Raw genomic sequence first — 16771 nt, 5'->3', positions numbered from 1 at the left:
GGAACACTCGTCCCCCGGTGATCGGGTGTTAGCGACGGAGCGGTACGAAGCGGTCGGGGGTCAGCCCGAACCCGAGGTCGTCACCACCGTCGTCGCGGCGACCGTCGTCACCATCGCGATGACCGCCGCGTCGTACTGGGCCTTGACGACCGGATCGTCCTTCAGCCCCTTCGCGATCTCCTTCGCGCGCCGCTGTCTGCGACGTCGTGTGCAGGAGCGTGACCAGCAGCGCGTCGTGGGCGTCCGGGGTGCGGCCGGCGACGAGGATCCCCGCGAGCCGCTCCCGCAGTGCCCGCTCCGGGCCCGGGTCCGCCTCGGGCAGCTGGGTGGTGCGGAACAGCCCGAGGACCCGGCCCTCCTCACTGGTGAGGACGCCGTCGTCGACCAGTCTCGTGGCGACGAGCTCGCTGGGCTTCGTGTGCTTCCACGGCAGGGTGCTCACCCAGTGCGAGACGCTGCGCGGCTTCGCGTCGGCGGTGACCGTCTCCAGGACCGCCTGCAGGGCGGGGTGGTCGGACCGCTCGCCGGTCGGGACGACCTTCTTCGTCCCGTCGACGGTGACGAGGCCCCGTTCGATCAGGTCGCAGAGCAGCGCGCCGTGCAGCCGTCCGGGGTCGAACCACCCGTCGGGCTTGCCGGTCCCGTCGTGCAGGCCGATGAGCAGCAGTTCCTCGCTGAGCAGCAGATCCCCCATACCGGACGACCGTAGCGGGACCGGGCCTCCGGTACCTCCCGTGGCGGGGACGATCTCGTCAGGGCAGGGGCGGACCGACCTCCGGACGCCCCATCGCCTCGGGGCCCCGCCGGTCGGTCCGGAGCTCCACGCGCACCCGCCGGGCGCCGTCGGTGTTCCCGGCCGCCAGCGACGCGCGCAGGTGCAGCGACGCGGTCAGCTCGAAACGGTGCTCGCCGGGCCGGGCCAGCGACAGCAGCCCGATGCCCTCGGGGTTGCCGCGACCCAGGCCGGTCAGTGACACCGCGACCGGCTCGTCACCCGGTTCCGGCGCGCGGACGGCCCGGCTGCGCAGGTCCGGGATCCGGGCGAGCGGCGCGCCCGGCGCGTACTGGTCCCGGTGGGCCGAGCCCCCGGACATCGCGCGGAGCAGCTTCGCCGGCGCCGCGAACACCGTCTCGAACAGGGTCGAGCCGGCGACCAGCGACATCGGCGACGACACCACCTCCAGCAGCGGCAGCGACGGCGCGTGCCCCACGTAGCTGGAGTGGATGTCGCCGCCGACGGTGACGGTGGGGCGGCCGTCCCGGGCGGCGACGAGGCCGTCCCAGAACCGGGCGTACTGGTCGGGGTAGTCGGCGACCTGCAGGTCGATCGCCTTCTCCACCCGGGCGCCGAGCGGGCGCTCGCGCAGCCGCGTCCGGTACGGCGGCACCAGCATCGGCTGCGGGGTGACGAGCACGAGGACCGCGGCGTCGGCGGCGATCGCCAGCACCCGGTCGAGGTACTCGGCGTCGACGAACGCGGAGTGGCGGGGGTCGTCCGTGCGCCGGGTCCGGCGGGTGCGGGTGTCGAGCAGGACGATCTGCACCTCGTCGAGGTCGATGCGTTGCACGAGCTGGTTGAGCGGGCGGTGGACCTCGCCGGGCGGACCGTGCCGGGGCGGGCGGAGCGGGTCGGCGGCCGGGTCGTCGTCGAGCTCGCCGCGGGTGATCCGGCCGGTGTCGCGGTCGCGCACGCTCGGGGTCTGGAACGAGCCGTAGAGGTCGAAGGCGGCGCGGCCCCAGGTGTCCCACTCGTCGGGGTGCACCGGGTGGTAGCTCTGCACCAGCGGGTCCGTGGGCGGCGGGCCGGGATCGGCCGGGCAGGGCACCGGGGCGTCCGGTCCGGCGCGACGGTGCCGCCACACGGCGAGCCTGCGGAGCAGCCCGCCGCGACCGGCCCGGCCGATGTTGGAGTAGGAGTGCCGCGCGGTGACCGACGCGTGCGGCCAGTTGTTCCAGAACTCGTGGTCGTCGGGCAGGAACCAGTGCGGGCCGTGCCCCAGCAGCTCCCGCATGCCGAGGTGGCGGCGCTCGCCGTAGCGCTGCATGCCCCAGGACGTCCAGTACTCCAGCAGGCCGTAGGTGCGTGGCGTGCTGCGGGCCATCGTCGCGTAGAACTTCGCGGGCGCGTCGGCATAGACCTGGTCGCCGGTGAGCAGCGTGATGTCCGGCGCGGCGACGTGGTCGCGCAGGTGCCGGAACGCCGCGTCGAGGGCGTTCGTCGTGTCGGTGTCGGCGTCGTAGCAGGACCCGACGAGAGCGGTCAGCGACCCGCCGACGGCGATCCGCGACGGCAGCGTCCGCACCCGGCAGGACGCCCGGCGGTGCTCCTCGCGCAGCCCCGGCACCGGGGCCAGCTCGACGGCGGCCTCGCCCCACGCGTCGGGCGCCAGCCGGTCGACGACGACGTGGCCGTGGAAGAACCGGGTGCCCGCCCGCCAGCCGGAGACGGCGCGCTCGTCGTCGAAGCCGAAGCGCAGCAGCGTCGTCGTGACCCGGGCGTCGCCGGCCGCTCCGGAGACGGTGACCGTCGCGTCGAGCGTCTCGGCGTCGCAGCCGTGCACCAGCGCGCCGATCCACAGCCGGGCCTGCCGGGTCCCGGCGTCCTTGCCGACGACCGAGAGCCCCGGCTCGATGTCGTGCTCCGGGCCGCCGCGGTGCCCGAGCACCCACTGCCCGGCGCGGAACAGGGCGTGCTGGAAGCGCCGTACGGGCGTGGGGGCACCGCTCACACCCCCACCCTGTCAGCCCCGGCGGTCGAACTGCTCCGCCACGCCCACGACGTACTCGCCGTATCCGGAGCCGAGCTGGGCCTCGCCGAGCCGCCGGGCCTGGGCGGCGCCGATGTAGCCCATGCGGAGGGCGACCTCCTCGATGCAGGCGATGCGGACGCCCTGGCGGTTCTCGAGGACGCGGACGTACTGGCCGGCCTCCATGAGGGACTCGTGGGTGCCGGTGTCGAGCCAGGCGAAGCCGCGGCCGAGGTCCTGGAGGTGGGCGCGGCCCTGGTCGAGGTAGGCGCGGTTGACGTCGGTGATCTCGAGCTCGCCGCGGGGGGAGGGCTCGACGGCGGCGGCGATGTCGGCGACGTGCTCGTCGTAGAGGTAGAGGCCGGTGATGGCCCGGTCGGAGCGGGGGTGCTCGGGCTTCTCCTCGAGGGAGACGAGCCGCCCGTCCGGGTCGGCCTCGCCGACGCCGTAGCGGCGGGGGTCGCGGACGGGGTAGCCGAACAGGACGCAGCCGGCCTCGCCGGTGCTGACCTGGGCGACGCGGCGGCGCAGCAGGTCGCCGAAGGAGGCCCCGTGGAAGATGTTGTCACCGAGGACGAGTGCCGACGGGCCGCCACGGACGTGGTCGGCGCCGATGACGAACGCCTCGGCGAGCCCGTTGGGGTGCTCCTGCGGGGCGTAGGTGATCTCCAGGCCGAGCTGGGTGCCGTCGCCGAGGAGCCGCTGGAAGCCGGGCAGGTCGTGCGGGGTGGAGATCAGCAGGATCTCCCGCACGCCGGCCAGCATGAGCGTGGTCAGCGGGTGGTAGATCATCGGCTTGTCGTAGACCGGCAGCAGCTGCTTCGAGACGGCCCGGGTGATCGGCGACAGCCGGCTGCCGGTCCCGCCGGCCAGGACGATCCCCTTCACCGCGCCACCCCGAGGTACCGGTCCAGTCCGTCCCGCCAGGCCGGCATCGAGATCCCGGCCCCGGTCGCCCGGCTCAGGTCCAGGACCGAGTTCGCCGGGCGGCGGGCCAGGTGCGGCTTGTCCGCGGCGTACTCGGCGGTCGACACGGCGCGGACGTCGGCGGGGTCCCGGCCGCACCGGGCGAACACCTCGCGGGCCACGCCGTGCCAGCTGACCGGCTCGCCGTCGCCGGTGACGTGGTAGACGCCGTGCCCGTTCCCGGCCAGCGCGACCAGCGCGGCGGCGAGGTCGGGGGCGAAGGTCGGGCGACCGATCTGGTCGTCGACGACGGCGGGGGAGACGCCGTCGCGGGCCAGCCGGGCCATCGTCGCGACGAAGTTGCCGCCGTCGCCGGCCACCCAGCTGGTGCGGACGACGACGTGCCGCGGGGCGCCCGCCCGCACGGCCAGCTCGCCGGCGGCCTTGGAGGCGCCGTAGACACCCAGCGGCGCGAGCGGGGTGTCCTCGGGCATCGGGCCGGGCGCGGTGCCGTCGAAGACGTACTCGGTGGAGACGTGCACCAGCGTGAACCCGTACCGGGCGGCCGCCGCGGCGAGGTACGCCGGTCCGAGCGCGTTCACCCGCCACGCCGCCGCGGGATCGGTCTCCGCCCGGTCGACGGCGGTGTACGCGGCGGCGTCGAACACGACGTCGACGCCCGAGAAGTCGAACGCGGCGACGGCGGCGGCGTCGCCGACGTCCAGCCCGTCCCTGGTGAGGGCCACGGCATCGGGCAGCGCCGCCGTCAGTGCCCGTCCGAGCTGCCCGTTGGCACCCAGCACGCACGCGCGCACGCGCCCACCTCCTCGCCGTCCGACGGGGCGACTCTGACACGCTGACCGGGGCCGACGACGAGCGGGGAGGGCGTGTGCGGGTCGTGGTGACCGGCGGAGCCGGGTTCATCGGTTCCCATTTCGTGCGGAGCGCCGCCGCCGGGGCCTACCCGGCGCTCGCGGGCGCGGAGATCGTGGTGCTGGACGCCTTCACCTACGCCGGGCGGATCGAGAACCTGGCACCGGTGGCGGACCGGGTCACCGTCGAGCGCGGCGACGTCCGGGACCCGCAGCGGGTCGCCGGGGTGCTGACCGGCGCGGACCTGGTCGTGCACCTCGCCGCGGAGACGCACGTGGACCGCTCGATCACCGGCGCGGCGGACTTCGTGACGACCAACGTCGTCGGGACGCAGGTCCTGCTGCAGGCGGCGCTGGACCGGGGCGTGGGGCGCTTCGTGCACGTCTCGACCGACGAGGTGTACGGGTCGATCGAGCAGGGGTCGTGGCCGGAGAGCCACCCGCTGGAGCCCAACTCGCCGTACTCGGCGGCGAAGGCCGGGTCGGACCTGCTGGCGCGCAGCTACCACCGCACGCACGGCCTGGACGTCGTGGTGACCCGGTGCTCGAACAACTACGGGCCCTACCAGTTCCCGGAGAAGCTGATCCCGCTGTTCGTCACCCGCCTGCTCGACGGGAGGCGGGTCCCGCTCTACGGCGACGGGCTCAACGTGCGGGACTGGCTGCACGTCGACGACCACTGCCGCGGGATCGCGCTGGTCGCGGAGAAGGGCCGGGCCGGGGAGGTCTACAACATCGGCGGCGGCACCGAGCTGACCAACGCCGACCTGACGCGGCGGCTGCTCGCCGCGGTCGGTGCGGGCGAGGACATGATCGAGAACGTCGAGGACCGCAAGGGCCACGACCGCCGGTACTCGGTGGACTGGTCGCGGATCCGCGACGAGCTCGGCTACGCGCCGCGGTGGACCTTCGACGAGGGCCTGGCAGAGACCGTGGCCTGGCACCGGGACCACCGTGCGTGGTGGGAGGCGGTGCGGACGTGAAGGCCACCGAGCTGGGCATCGACGGCGCCTGGACGTTCGAGCCGGCGACGTTCCCCGACCACCGCGGGTCCTTCACCGCACCGTTCCAGGGGCCCGCGTTCCGCGAGGCACTCGGCTTCGACCTGACCGTGGCGCAGACCAACCGGTCGGTGTCGCACCGCGGCGTGATCCGCGGGGTGCACTTCGCCGACGTCCCCCCGGGCCAGGCGAAGTACCTGCACGTCGCCGCCGGCGCGGTCCGGGACGTGATCGTCGACCTGCGGGTCGGGTCGCCGACGTTCGGCCGGTACGAGGTCGTCGAGCTCGACGCGGCCGTGCCGAGGGCCGTCTACCTGGCCGAGGGGCTCGGGCACGCCTTCCAGGCGCTGGCCGACGGCACCGTCGTCGAGTACCTGTGCTCGACGCCGTACGCCCCGGACCGCGAGCACGGCATCAGCCCGCTCGACCCGGAGCTGGCGCTGCCGTGGGCCGACGGGCTCGAACCGGTGCTGTCGGACAAGGACCGGGACGCACCGACGCTGGCGCACGCGTCGGACACCGGTCTGTTGCCCTCCCGCAATCTGTGCGATGCCCGGTACGGCCGGCTCCGCACCACGGGTTAGCCTCCGCCCATGGCGGAGAGCGACCAGCCCCTGAAGATCTCGGTGATCGGTTGCGGGTACCTGGGTGCGGTGCACGCGGCGTCGATGGCCGAGCTGGGCCACGAGGTCGTCGGCGTGGAGGTCGACGCGGAGAAGGCGGAGGCGCTGGCCGCGGGCCGGGTGCCGTTCTACGAACCGGGATTCTCCGAGCTGCTGCGGCGGTCGCTGGACTCGGGCCGGCTGTCGTTCTCCTCGGACATGGCGACGGCCGCGGGTGCGGCGGTGCACTTCGTCTGCGTGGGCACCCCGCAGCGGCGCGGCGAGTACGCGGCGGACCTGACCTACGTGGAGGCGGCGACGGCGTCGCTGCTGGACGTGCTCGGCTCGGGTGAGCTGGTCGTGGGCAAGTCCACGGTGCCGGTGGGGACCGCGGCGCGGCTGGCGGAGCTGGTGGCCGAGCGGGTGCCGGGCGCGGGGCTGGCGTGGAACCCGGAGTTCCTCCGGGAGGGGTTCGCGGTGCAGGACACGCTGCACCCCGACCGCCTGGTCTACGGCGTACCGGGACTGTCCGGGGTGGAGACGGCCGTCGACGCCGAGGCGGTGCTGGACACCGTGTACGCGCGGATCGTCGCCGAGGACACCCCGAAGGTCGTGACGGACTACGCGACCGCGGAGATGGTCAAGACCGCCGCGAACTCGTTCCTGGCCACGAAGATCTCCTTCATCAACGCGATGGCCGAGCTGTGCGAGGCCACCGGTGCGGACGTGAAGCAGCTGGCCGACGCGATCGGGCACGACGACCGGATCGGCCGGAAGTTCCTCAACGCCGGGCTGGGCTTCGGCGGGGGATGCCTGCCGAAGGACATCCGGGCGTTCATGGCGCGGGCCGGTGAGCTGGGGGCCGACCAGGCACTGACCTTCCTGCGGGAGGTCGACAACATCAACATGCGGCGGCGGATCCGGATGGTGGAGCTGGCGCGGCAGGTGTGCGACGACTCGCTGCTGGGCAAGCGGATCGCGGTGCTGGGTGCGGCGTTCAAGCCCGACTCCGACGACATCCGGGACTCGCCGGCACTGAACGTGGCGGCGCAGCTGCAGCTGCAGGGCGCGAACGTGCGGGTGACCGACCCGCAGGCCGGGGACAACGTGCGCAAGCACTGGGCGCAGCTCGACTTCGTCGAGACCCCGGAGGAGGCGGCGGAGAACGCCGACGCCGTGCTGCTGCTGACCGAGTGGCGCCAGTACAAGCAGCTCGACCCGGCGGCGTTCGGGAAGGTCGTGCGCACCCGCCGCGTCCTCGACGGTCGCAACGCGCTGGACCGTGAGACCTGGGAGGCGGCGGGCTGGACCTACCGCGCGCTGGGGCGACGGAACGTCTGAGGCCGGCGCGATGAGCACCGACCTGCGGTCCCTGATCGACGACGCCCCGATGCGCCGCTTCCAGTGGCGCGCGGTGACCGTCTGCCTGGTCCTGAACCTGATCGACGGCTTCGACGTGCTCGTCATGGCCTTCACCGGCCGCGCGGTCGCCGCCGAGTGGGGGCTCGGCGGCGCCGAGCTGGGGCTGCTGTTGTCCGCCGGGCTGGTCGGCATGGCGCTGGGCTCGATCTTCCTCGCGCCTGCCGCGGACCGGATCGGCCGGCGCCCCGTCATCGTCGCCGGGCTCGTGGTGGCGGGCATCGGGATGCTGCTGTCGGCGGCCGCGCCGTCGGTGGTCGTCCTCGGTGCGTTGCGTGTGCTCACCGGCGTCGGTGTCGGCGGGGTGCTCGCCTGCAGCAGCACGATCGCCACCGAGTACGCCTCGCGCCGCTGGCGGCCGATGGCGGTGGGCCTGCAGGGGATCGGCTACGCCGGCGGTGCGACGCTCGGCGGGTTGCTGGCCGTCGCGCTGATCGAGGCGCACGGCTGGCGGACGGTGTTCCTGATCGGTGGCGTCGCCACCCTGCTCGCGGTCCCGCTCGTGCTCGGCGCGCTGCCCGAGTCGCTCGGGTTCCTGCTGACCCGGCGGCCCGCGGGCGCCCTGGACCGGGTCAACGCCCTGCTGCGCCGCCTGGACGCGCCCACCGTCACCGCGCTCCCGGATCCCGAGCCCGGCACCGAGCCCGGCACCGTGGCCGGCGGGCCGCGAGCCCTGCTGACACCCGCACTGCGCCGCACGACGGTCGGCCTCTGGGCGATGTTCGTGCTGGTGATGGCGGGGTTCTACTTCGTCACGAGCTGGACGCCGACGCTGCTGCTCGAGGCCGGCCTGTCGCCGTCGCAGGGGTTGACCGGCGGGACCCTGCTGAACGTCGGCGGGATCTTCGGGACGGTCGTGCTGGGCGCCCTGGCCGCCCGGTGGCCGCTGCGCGGCGTCCTGACCGGCTACCTGCTGGCGAGCGGCGCGCTGCTCGCGCTCCTGCTGCCCGCCCTGTCGGTGCTCGCCGTCGCGTTCGCCGTCGGGATGCTGGTCGGGGTCGTCGTGAACGGCTGCGTCGGCGGCCTGTACGCGCTCGCCGCGACGTCGTACCCGGACCGGATCCGGGCGACCGGGGTCGGCACGGCGATCGGCGTCGGCCGGATCGGGGCGGTGGCCGCGCCGGTCGCGGCGGGGGCGCTGCTCGACGCGGGGGCGTCCCCGCAGGCCCTCTACCTCGGCTCGGCGGTGATCTTCGTGCTGAGCGCGGTAGTGCTGCTGACCCTGCACCGCACGCCCGCGGCCCCCACGACGGCCCGTTAGCGGGTACAACACCGGGGTGACCTCGCATCCCGTGCTGGCCGGATCGGACCGGGAGTCCTTCGGCTCCCTGCACCGCCGCTCCACCCCGCGCGACGAGCGCTACCGGATCGGCAAGGGGCGGCGGGAGGCCGCGCCCCGGTCCACGCTCGCGTCGTGGTCGTCGGCGCTGCGGCGGGTCGACCCGGTCGATCTCGTCGAGATCACCAACTCCGGCCGGGTGCCCGAGCTCGTCCCGCTGCGCGTGCAGCGGATGAGCGCGTCGCCGCACGCGTTCCTGCGCGGTGCCGCTGCGCTGCACGCCGCCGACTTCGCGGTGCTGCCCGCCACCGGGATCCACCCGGTGATCTGCGGCGACGCCCATCTCGGCAACTTCGGCTTCTACGCCTCACCGGAGCGCGAGCTCGTCTTCGACCTCAACGACTTCGACGAGGCCCATCCCGGGGCCTGGGAGTGGGACCTGCGCCGGCTGGTCGCCTCCACCTGGGTGGCCGGGCGGGACTCGGGGGCGTCGGAGCGGCAGTGCGCCGAGGCCGTCGCCCGCTGCGTGCACGCCTACGCCGAGCATCTGCGCGCGCTGGCCGAGCAGCCGCTGCTGGCGCGCTCGTTCGACGTCATGGGCGTCGAGACGCTGCGCGACGACGCCGACCACAAGACCGCCCGCCGGGCCATCGACAAGGCCGCCGAGCGCGCCCGCAAGCGGACCAGCGACCGGGCCCTGCCCCGGTTCGTGAGCGAGGACGGTGGCGAGCGCCGGATCGTCACCGAGCCGCCGCTGATCACCCACCCCGACGACGAGCACACCGAGCGGATCCTCGCCGCGCTCGACGACTACCTCGCCACGCTCCCGCCGCACTGGGCGCGCATCCTCGGCGTCTACCACGCCACCGACGTCGCCCACAAGGTCGTCGGGGTCGGCTCGGTCGGGCTGCGCGCCTACCTGGTGCTGTGCGAGGGCTCCAGCCCGGACGACGTGCTGTTCCTCCAGCTCAAGCAGGCGCGGCGGTCGGTCGTCGGCCCGTACGTGCACGGCCACGAGGCGTGGCACTCGCACCAGGGACAGCGCGTCGTCGAGTACCAGCAGGCGCTGCAGACCGTCTCCGACCCGCTGCTCGGCTGGACGACGGTCGGCGGCCGCCAGTACTACGTCCGCCAGTTCCGCGACATGAAGGGCGCGATCGTGCCGGACACGCTGTCCGCGCCCGCGCTGGCGGACTACGCCGACATCTGCGGGAAGCTGCTCGCGAAGGGGCACGCCCGGACCTCCGGTGCGTCCATGATCGCCGGTTACCTGGGCAAGGGCGGCAAGGTCGCGGACGCGCTGTGCACCTTCGCCCGCGCCTACGCCGACCAGACCGAGGCCGACCACGACGCGTTGCTGCGCGCAATCCGGTCGGGGCGCCTGTCGGATCGGACACCTGAGCAGGTGCCCGGTGGGGCCATCGGCTAAATTCTGCCCCCGTGACCGTCGTCGAAACCCTGCTGGTCTTCGTGGTCGCGCCGGTGGTTCTGTACTTCGCGATCTGGACGTGGATCGCGCTGCGCAACCGGAGCGCCCGCCCCCGCTACAACGTGGGGGACCCGTGGACGTACGAGCCCCTGTTCTGGATCGCCAACCCGGCCGGCGCCGCGCACCACGCGGCACACGCCCCAGCCGCCGGCAGTGACGCACGAGGAGGTACCGGTGGCAAGTGGTAGCGGCGTCGCCGTCTTCCAGGGCAACGAGGAGGACCTGCCGGAGGGGTCGGTGGTCACGGCCTCCGGCCGTGTCTCCGTGGCCGAGCAGTTCCGCGAGCCCGACCGGTCCGACCTCCCGTTCTCCCCGGTGCAGCTCACGCGTCTCGACGACGCGCTGACCCTCACCAGCCGGGAGACCGGCCTGCGGTTCGCCCTGTACCTGGGTGACCTCGGGTCCGACGCGCGGGCGACCGCCGTCGACCTGCACGGCCGGATCGAGGGCTACGACGACGCCGTCCTGGTCGCCGTGAGTCCCGGGCAGCGGCTGCTGGAGATCGTCACCGGCGCCGAGGCCGCGGTCCGGCTGACCGACCGCGGTGCCAAGCTCGCCCTGATGAGCATGGTGGCGTCCTTCAAGGAGGGCGATCTCTTCGGTGGCCTGCTCTCCGGGCTGCGCATGCTGGCCGACCAGGCCGGTACCCGGGGCTGACCGGCCCCGACCGGGCGCGCGGCCGAACGGACCAGCCGCGTGTCCGGTAAGTGCACGACACCACGAACAGCCGAACGGTTTTAAGGTGTCACTATAGTGCATTCCCGCGAGGCGGTCCCGGAATGACCGGGGCGAGCCCGATCCTGATCGTCGACGACCACGAGCTGGTCGGTTCGGCCCTGGCGCTGAACCTGCGCGCCGAGGGTGAGGACGCGACGTTCCAGCCCGTGCGGTCGGCGGCCGGCGTCCTCGACCACGCCCGCCGCGGCGAGCCCGGGCTGATCGTGCTCGACCTGGACCTCGGCCGGGACCCGGACGGCAACCGGATCGACGGGGTGCGCCTGGTCGCGCCGCTGGTCGACCTCGGATGGCGGGTCGTGGTCCTGTCCGGCAGCTCCGACGCGGGCTGGGTCGGCGCCGCGCTCGACGCCGGGGGGTTCGTCTTCGTCCCGAAGAACGCCCCGTTCCCGGCTCTGCTCAACGCCATCCGCGAGGCCAGGGCGGGGCGGTCGGTGATGCCGCCCGGCCGCCGGGAGCAGTTCAGCAAGCTGCACCGCGACCGCGAGAGCGAGCGCCGCGACCTGCACGAGAAGCTGAACAAGCTCACGCAGCGCGAGCGCGAGGTGCTGGCGCTGCTCGCCGGCGGGAAGCGGGCCCAGGCCGTCGCGGACCATTTCGTCGTGTCGCTGGCGACCGTCCGGACCCAGATCCGCGCCGTCCTCACCAAGCTCGAGGTCGGGTCCCAGCTCGAGGCCGTGGCGCTCTACCGGAAGGCAGCAGGGCTCTGAGCCGTCCGGACCTGTCCCGCTGGGCCGTCCGTCCCTGCGCCTCCACCTGCGGTGATGGCCCGGGCGCGCTGCGTCGAAGGGCCGTTCGTCTGCAAGGGTGACCCTGTCTCCTGAGGTGTGGATCTCGGCCTATCATCCCTCCTCATCAGTTCCGATGACCCAGGAGGACAGCGTGGCGGCGGGCAGCTTCAGCGGCGTGCTCGGGCGGCATCTTCGCGCCCGGTTCTTCGCGGGGCACCTGGCCGACGCACTCGTCGTCGTCACCCTCTGTGTGGTCGTCGTGGCGGTCACCCGGCCCGCGGTCGTCACCGGCTGGCTCGACGTCGCCTCCTCGACCTCGGTCCTGACCCTGGTCGCCGCCGCGGTCGGCTCGGCGGCGGCGATCGTCGCCCTCGTCACCGGGCGGCTGTCGGGGGACCCGCGGCCGTCCTGGTTCGGGGCGGCGCTGCTGCTCTACGGCGTGGTCGTGCTGCCGCTGTCGGCGCTCGTCGTCCAGGGGCAGCCGGCCGGGGTGTCCCGGCTCGCGGTGCTGTCCATGCTCGCGGTGGGCATGTGCATCCTGATCGCCGCCCTGCGACCGCCGGCCCGGCTCGGGGCCTGGGGCGGCTGGGCGCTGTTCGTGGTCGCGATGGCGCTCGGCGGCGTGGTCGCGCTCCAGGAGGAGACGCCGTTCAGCACGGTGCTGGCCACCAGCCCGCTGCCGTCGATCCTGATCCAGGCCGGCTGGTCCGCCGTCGCGGTGCTGTTCCTGTTCGACGGCTACCGGCGGCAGAGCCGGGTCCGGTCCCGGCTCGGCCTGGGGCTGCTGGTCATCGCGGTGTCGCAGCTGTACCGGGCCGTCGTCCCCAGCGAGCCGGTGACCGGCCTGGTGTACCCGTCGCTGCGGATCCTCGGGATGGCCGTCGTGCTGTCGGCGCTGCTCAGCATGGCGCTGCGCGCGGTGACCCGGCTGCAGGACGAGTACGACCGGCTGCAGGAGACCCTGGGCGACGCGACCCGGCTGCTCGAGCGCGCCGCCGGGCAGGCCGCCGAGCGCGACCACGAGCTGCGCAACGGCCTCGCCGGCCTCGCGGGTGCGGCCTACCTGCTCTCGCACACCGACGGCGACGACCGCACCGACCAGCTCCGTGAGGCCGTGCTGTCCGAGCTCGGCCGGCTGCGCGTGATGCTGGAGAGCCCGGTGCTGGCCACCGGCGGGCCCGCGGAGGAGCCCGATCCCCTCGTCGACGAGCGGGACGCGGCACTGCTCGACCTGGGCCCGGCGTTCGCGCCCGTCACCCCGGCGCCGCTCGCCGCGAACGGGCACGTGCACGGCGTCGGACCGGTGCTGCACCAGCTGGTCGACCTGCGAGCCGACCAGCAGGGGATCACCCTCCGGGTCGACGACGGGCTGCCCGCCGTCGCGGCGCCGGAGTCGGTCACGCGCCAGGTCGTGACCAACCTGCTCGCCAACTGCGCCCGGCACGCCCCCGGGGCGTCGGTGACGGTACGGGGCCGCGACGCCGACGTCCCCGGTTTCGTGGCCGTCGAGGTCCGCGACACCGGGCCCGGCCTCCCCGGCGGGCAGGACACCATGGTGATCGAACGCGGGGTGCACGACGAGTCGGCGGGCGGATCGGGACTCGGCCTCCACATCAGCGCCCGGTTGGCGCACGAGCACGGCGGCGATCTGGTGCTCCACACGGCGCACGATCCACTGGGCTGTCTGGCAGTACTCACTCTTCCGGTTGCCCACTGATCGGGTCAGCTCGGCGTCCTGACCTGCGGATCTGTCACCGCGGGCAACGTTGTTCGCGCTGGGTCATTCCCCCGGAGCCCTTGGTGATCCCATACTGGGTGCCGTGACGGCGTGGTCCGGTGACGACTCCGGCCTCCGCCGTCCGCACGAAGGAGGTCACCATGGCGCAATCGCACGACGGCGCAGCCGCCCCGGGCCCGAGCGGGCGCCGGGCCACGCCTGATTCCTCGACCCCCTCGGCAGCGGTGCTCACACCGCCGACCGGCCTGCCCTCCGTCACACCGTCGGCGCCGCCACGCATCCCGCAGCAGCGGACCGCGGCCGAGCCCGTCGCCCCGGCCCCGCCGGCGCAGCCCGGCGTGGCGATGTGCACCTGCGGGCACCCGGAGGAGATGCACGAGCACTACCGGTCCGGCAGCGACTGCGGTGCCTGCGGCGCCCGGGCCTGCGGGGCGTTCCGCTCCGCCGACGAGACCGGGTCGCGCGCACGGCCGCGCAACCCGCTGCGGACGCTGCTGCGCCGCCGCGGCTGAACGTCCACCCACGCACAGCACGAGGGCCCCGGGAGCACGCTCCCGGGGCCCTCGCTCTGGGTCCTCGTGATCAGGGCTGCTCGACGGCGGTCGCCTGGTCCGGGGTGGAGGGCGTCGGCTGGCCGTCGAACTCCCGGGCGGCGAGCGCCCGGACGATCCCGGCGCGGCCCTCGGTCACCAGCCGGCGCAGGGCGGCCGGCTTCGACTCGTCGGCGAGCCAGGCGTCGGCGGCGGCGACGGTGCTCGGCTCCACCGCCCAGGACGGGAACAGCCCGACGACGACGTTCTGCGCCAGCTCCGAGGTCCGCCGTGCCCACACGCCGTCGATCTCGGCGAAGTAGCGGTCGACGTACCCGTCGAGCAGGCCGCGCTGCGCGGGGTGCGAGAAGCCCGCGATCGCCGACTCGTTCATCGAGTTGGGCAGCGAGTCGTCGTGCACGGCACGCTGCCAGGCCCGCTCCTTGGCCTCGGCGGTCGGGACCAGCGCGCGGGCCCGCTCACCCTGCCGGGCACCGGTCGAGGTCGCGTCGCGCTGCTCCTCCTCGGCGATCTCGGTCTCGCCCGCCCGTCCGTGCGCGACCAGCGCGTGCAGCAGCCGCCAGCGCAGGTCGGCGTCGACGGTCAGCCCGGCCGGGACCTGCACGTCGAGCAGCCAGCCCTTCATCGCGTCGAGGGTGACGTCCGGCAGCACCGACGAGGCCAGGGCGTTCACGACGGCGAGCTGGATGTCCGACCCGGCGGGGGCGGTGTCCAGCCGGAAGCGCAGCGCGTCGGTCAGCAGCGGCCAGCCTCGCCCGGCGGCCCACTCCGGGGTGCAGTACGACGCCGTCGCCGTCTGGGCCTGCATCAGCAGCCGCTGTACGACGCCGATCTCGGTCTCGGTGTCGAACCCGCCGGCGACGAGGGTGACGAAGTCGCGGGCCTTCAGCTCGGCCTCGCGGGTCATCTCCCAGGCCGACGACCAGCACAGCGTCCGCGGCAGCGGGTCGGCGATGTCGCCGATCCGGTCGACCAGGGTGGCCAGCGAGCCGGGGTCGAGACGCAGCGCACAGTAGGTGAGGTCGTCGTCGTTGACCAGGACCAGCTTGCCGCGGGGGAGGCCGACGAGCTCGGGGACCGGGGTCCGCTCGCCGGAGACGTCGAGCTCGACCCGGTGGGTGCGGACCAGCTTCCCGGTCGCCGGGTCGTCGTCGTACACGCCGACCGCGATCCGGTGCGTGCGCAGCTCGCCGGCGCCGGGGCGGGCCCCGCCCTGCACGACGTCGAACGAGGTGAACTTGCCCGCCTCGTCGACCCCGAACGACGGCCGCAGCAGGTTCAGACCGGTGGTGCGCAGCCACTGCGCGCCCCAGTCGGACAGGTCCCGCCCGGACGCCTTCTCCAGCGCGCCCAGCAGGTCGTCGAACGTGGCGTTGCCCCAGGCGTGCGCGGCGAAGTAGTCCCGCAGCCCGGCCAGGAACGGCTCCAGGCCGACGTAGGCGACGAGCTGCTTGAGCACCGACGCGCCCTTGGCGTAGGTGATCCCGTCGAAGTTGACCTCGACGGCCTGCAGGTCCGGGATGTCCGCGGCGATCGGGTGCGTCGACGGGAGCTGGTCCTGCCGGTAGGCCCAGGACTTCTCGACGTTCGCGAACGTCGTCCAGGCGTTGGTGTACTCGGTGGCGTCGGCCTGGCACAGCACGGACGCCCAGGTGGCGAACGACTCGTTCAGCCACAGGTCGTCCCACCAGCGCATGGTCACGAGGTCGCCGAACCACATGTGCGCCATCTCGTGCAGGATCGTCTCGGCGCGCCGCTCGTAGAGGGTGCGGGTGACCCGGGACCGGAAGACGTAGTCCTCCAGGAACGTGATCGCACCGGCGTTCTCCATCGCGCCGGCGTTGAACTCCGGGACGAAGAGCTGGTCGTACTTGCCGAACGGGTAGGTCACCCGGAAGTTGCGGTGGTAGAAGTCGAAGCCCTGCTTCGTCTCCGTGAAGATCCGCTCGTGGTCCATGTGCGGGGCCAGCGAGGCGCGGCAGTAGATGCCGAGCGGGATCTCCGCGTGTTCGTCGCGGTAGGTGTCGTGCCAGCTCGCGTACGGCCCCGCGATCAGCGCGACCAGGTAGGTCGAGAGGATCCCGGTCTGCTCGAAGCGGTGCACGCCGTCCTCGACGGCGGCCGGTGCGTTCGAGACGACCTTCCAGTCCTCCGGCGCGGTCACGGTGATCGTGTAGCGGGCCTTCAGGTCGGGCTGGTCGAAGCACGGGAAGAGCCGCTTGCAGCCGGCCGTCTCGAACTGCGAGTAGAGGTAGACACCGCCGTCGACCGGGTCGACGAAACGGTGCAGGCCCTCACCGGTGTTGGTGTACAGGCCGGTGGCGACGACCGTCAGCTCGTTCTCGGCCGCCAGGTCCGGCAGCGCGAGGCCGCCCTCCTCGGTCCATCCCGCGACGTCGAGTCCGGTCCCGTTCAGCGTCGCCGAGGTGATGTCCTCGCCGACCCACTCGATCCAGGTGCTGCCGCCCGGTTCCGCCGCGGCGAACCGCACGGTGGTGGTGACGGCGAACGTCCGCTCGGAGGGGGCACCGGCGCCGTCGGTGAGGTCGATCGTGACGTCGTAGGTCGACACGTCGAGCAGCGCTGCGCGCTCCTCGCCCTGGACACGGGTCAGGTTGGGCGGGGTCACGTCGTTCGAGGTCCTCTCCCGGGAGTGGGGTCGACCGGCATCCAATCACGGTGCCCGGTCCACGGCCCGCGG

15 protein-coding genes are annotated in these 16771 nt (G+C 73.7%); 10 read left to right on the top strand and 5 right to left on the bottom strand.

From position 1 onward, the window contains the following. Positions 1-28 precede the first annotated feature (28 nt). From Ae150APs1_RS09460 to rfbD, 4 genes are read right to left on the bottom strand one after another with little or no spacing between them, the layout of a single operon-like run. Positions 29-694 carry a GPP34 family phosphoprotein gene (locus Ae150APs1_RS09460; RefSeq protein ID WP_075297006.1) on the bottom strand — a complete coding sequence of 222 codons (666 nt, stop codon included), beginning with the start codon at positions 692-694 and terminating at the stop codon, positions 29-31. Positions 695-752: 58 nt separating this feature from the next. After that, positions 753-2729, bottom strand: coding sequence for a hypothetical protein (locus tag Ae150APs1_RS09455; RefSeq protein WP_075297004.1), 1977 nt, complete (start codon positions 2727-2729; stop codon positions 753-755). A 12-nt stretch (positions 2730-2741) separates the two neighbouring features. Then, entirely contained in the window at positions 2742-3635 is an 894-nt protein-coding gene (gene rfbA, locus Ae150APs1_RS09450) for a glucose-1-phosphate thymidylyltransferase RfbA (RefSeq protein ID WP_075297002.1), read from the bottom strand. Next, entirely contained in the window at positions 3632-4468 is an 837-nt protein-coding gene (gene rfbD / locus Ae150APs1_RS09445) for a dTDP-4-dehydrorhamnose reductase (protein WP_075297000.1), read from the bottom strand. The genes rfbA and rfbD overlap by 4 nt, the downstream gene beginning before the upstream one ends. A 74-nt stretch (positions 4469-4542) precedes the next feature. Between rfbD and rfbB the strand changes: the two genes are divergently transcribed. The 10 genes from rfbB to Ae150APs1_RS09395 all read left to right on the top strand — a co-directional run bounded on the left by rfbB (position 4543) and on the right by Ae150APs1_RS09395 (position 14031). Then, entirely contained in the window at positions 4543-5508 is a 966-nt protein-coding gene (rfbB, locus tag Ae150APs1_RS09440; RefSeq protein WP_075296998.1) for a dTDP-glucose 4,6-dehydratase, read from the top strand. After that, the gene (rfbC, locus tag Ae150APs1_RS09435; protein WP_029239959.1) at positions 5505-6110 is read left to right on the top strand and encodes a dTDP-4-dehydrorhamnose 3,5-epimerase; all 606 of its coding nucleotides are present in this window, start codon (positions 5505-5507) and stop codon (positions 6108-6110) included. The genes rfbB and rfbC overlap by 4 nt, the downstream gene beginning before the upstream one ends. A gap of 9 nt (positions 6111-6119) precedes the next feature. Continuing rightward, positions 6120-7469: a UDP-glucose/GDP-mannose dehydrogenase family protein gene (locus Ae150APs1_RS09430; RefSeq protein WP_212567191.1), complete on the top strand. Its 1350-nt coding sequence runs from the start codon at positions 6120-6122 to the stop codon at positions 7467-7469. Positions 7470-7479: 10 nt separating this feature from the next. Further along, entirely contained in the window at positions 7480-8808 is a 1329-nt protein-coding gene (locus tag Ae150APs1_RS09425) for an MFS transporter (RefSeq protein WP_075296996.1), read from the top strand. Between the two features lie 16 nt (positions 8809-8824). After that, positions 8825-10255 (top strand): DUF2252 domain-containing protein, encoded by a 1431-nt coding sequence (locus Ae150APs1_RS09420; protein ID WP_075296994.1) that lies wholly within the window; start codon positions 8825-8827, stop codon positions 10253-10255. Between the two features lie 11 nt (positions 10256-10266). Next, entirely contained in the window at positions 10267-10503 is a 237-nt protein-coding gene (locus Ae150APs1_RS09415; RefSeq protein ID WP_010241295.1) for a hypothetical protein, read from the top strand. Beyond that, positions 10490-10972, top strand: a complete 483-nt coding sequence (locus Ae150APs1_RS09410; protein WP_010241297.1) for a DUF5130 family protein — start codon at positions 10490-10492, stop codon at positions 10970-10972. Before Ae150APs1_RS09415 ends, Ae150APs1_RS09410 begins: the two co-directional genes overlap by 14 nt. A gap of 122 nt (positions 10973-11094) precedes the next feature. After that, a complete protein-coding gene (locus Ae150APs1_RS09405) occupies positions 11095-11760 on the top strand; it encodes a response regulator transcription factor (RefSeq protein ID WP_075296992.1) in 666 nt (221 codons plus the stop codon). 154 nt (positions 11761-11914) lie between these two features. After that, on the top strand, positions 11915-13498 hold the full coding sequence (locus Ae150APs1_RS09400) for a HAMP domain-containing sensor histidine kinase (RefSeq protein ID WP_075296990.1): 1584 nt from the start codon (positions 11915-11917) through the stop codon (positions 13496-13498). A gap of 161 nt (positions 13499-13659) precedes the next feature. Then, positions 13660-14031 (top strand): hypothetical protein, encoded by a 372-nt coding sequence (locus Ae150APs1_RS09395; protein ID WP_139317619.1) that lies wholly within the window; start codon positions 13660-13662, stop codon positions 14029-14031. A gap of 70 nt (positions 14032-14101) precedes the next feature. Here Ae150APs1_RS09395 and pepN read toward each other — a convergent pair whose 3' ends face one another. Next, positions 14102-16699, bottom strand: coding sequence for an aminopeptidase N (gene pepN / locus Ae150APs1_RS09390; protein ID WP_075296988.1), 2598 nt, complete (start codon positions 16697-16699; stop codon positions 14102-14104). Positions 16700-16771 lie beyond the last annotated feature (72 nt).

It is taken from the genome of Pseudonocardia sp. Ae150A_Ps1 (assembly GCF_001932315.1).
In the GTDB taxonomy this organism is placed as follows: domain Bacteria; phylum Actinomycetota; class Actinomycetes; order Mycobacteriales; family Pseudonocardiaceae; genus Pseudonocardia.
This window is presented reverse-complemented; position numbering and strand designations above follow the sequence as displayed.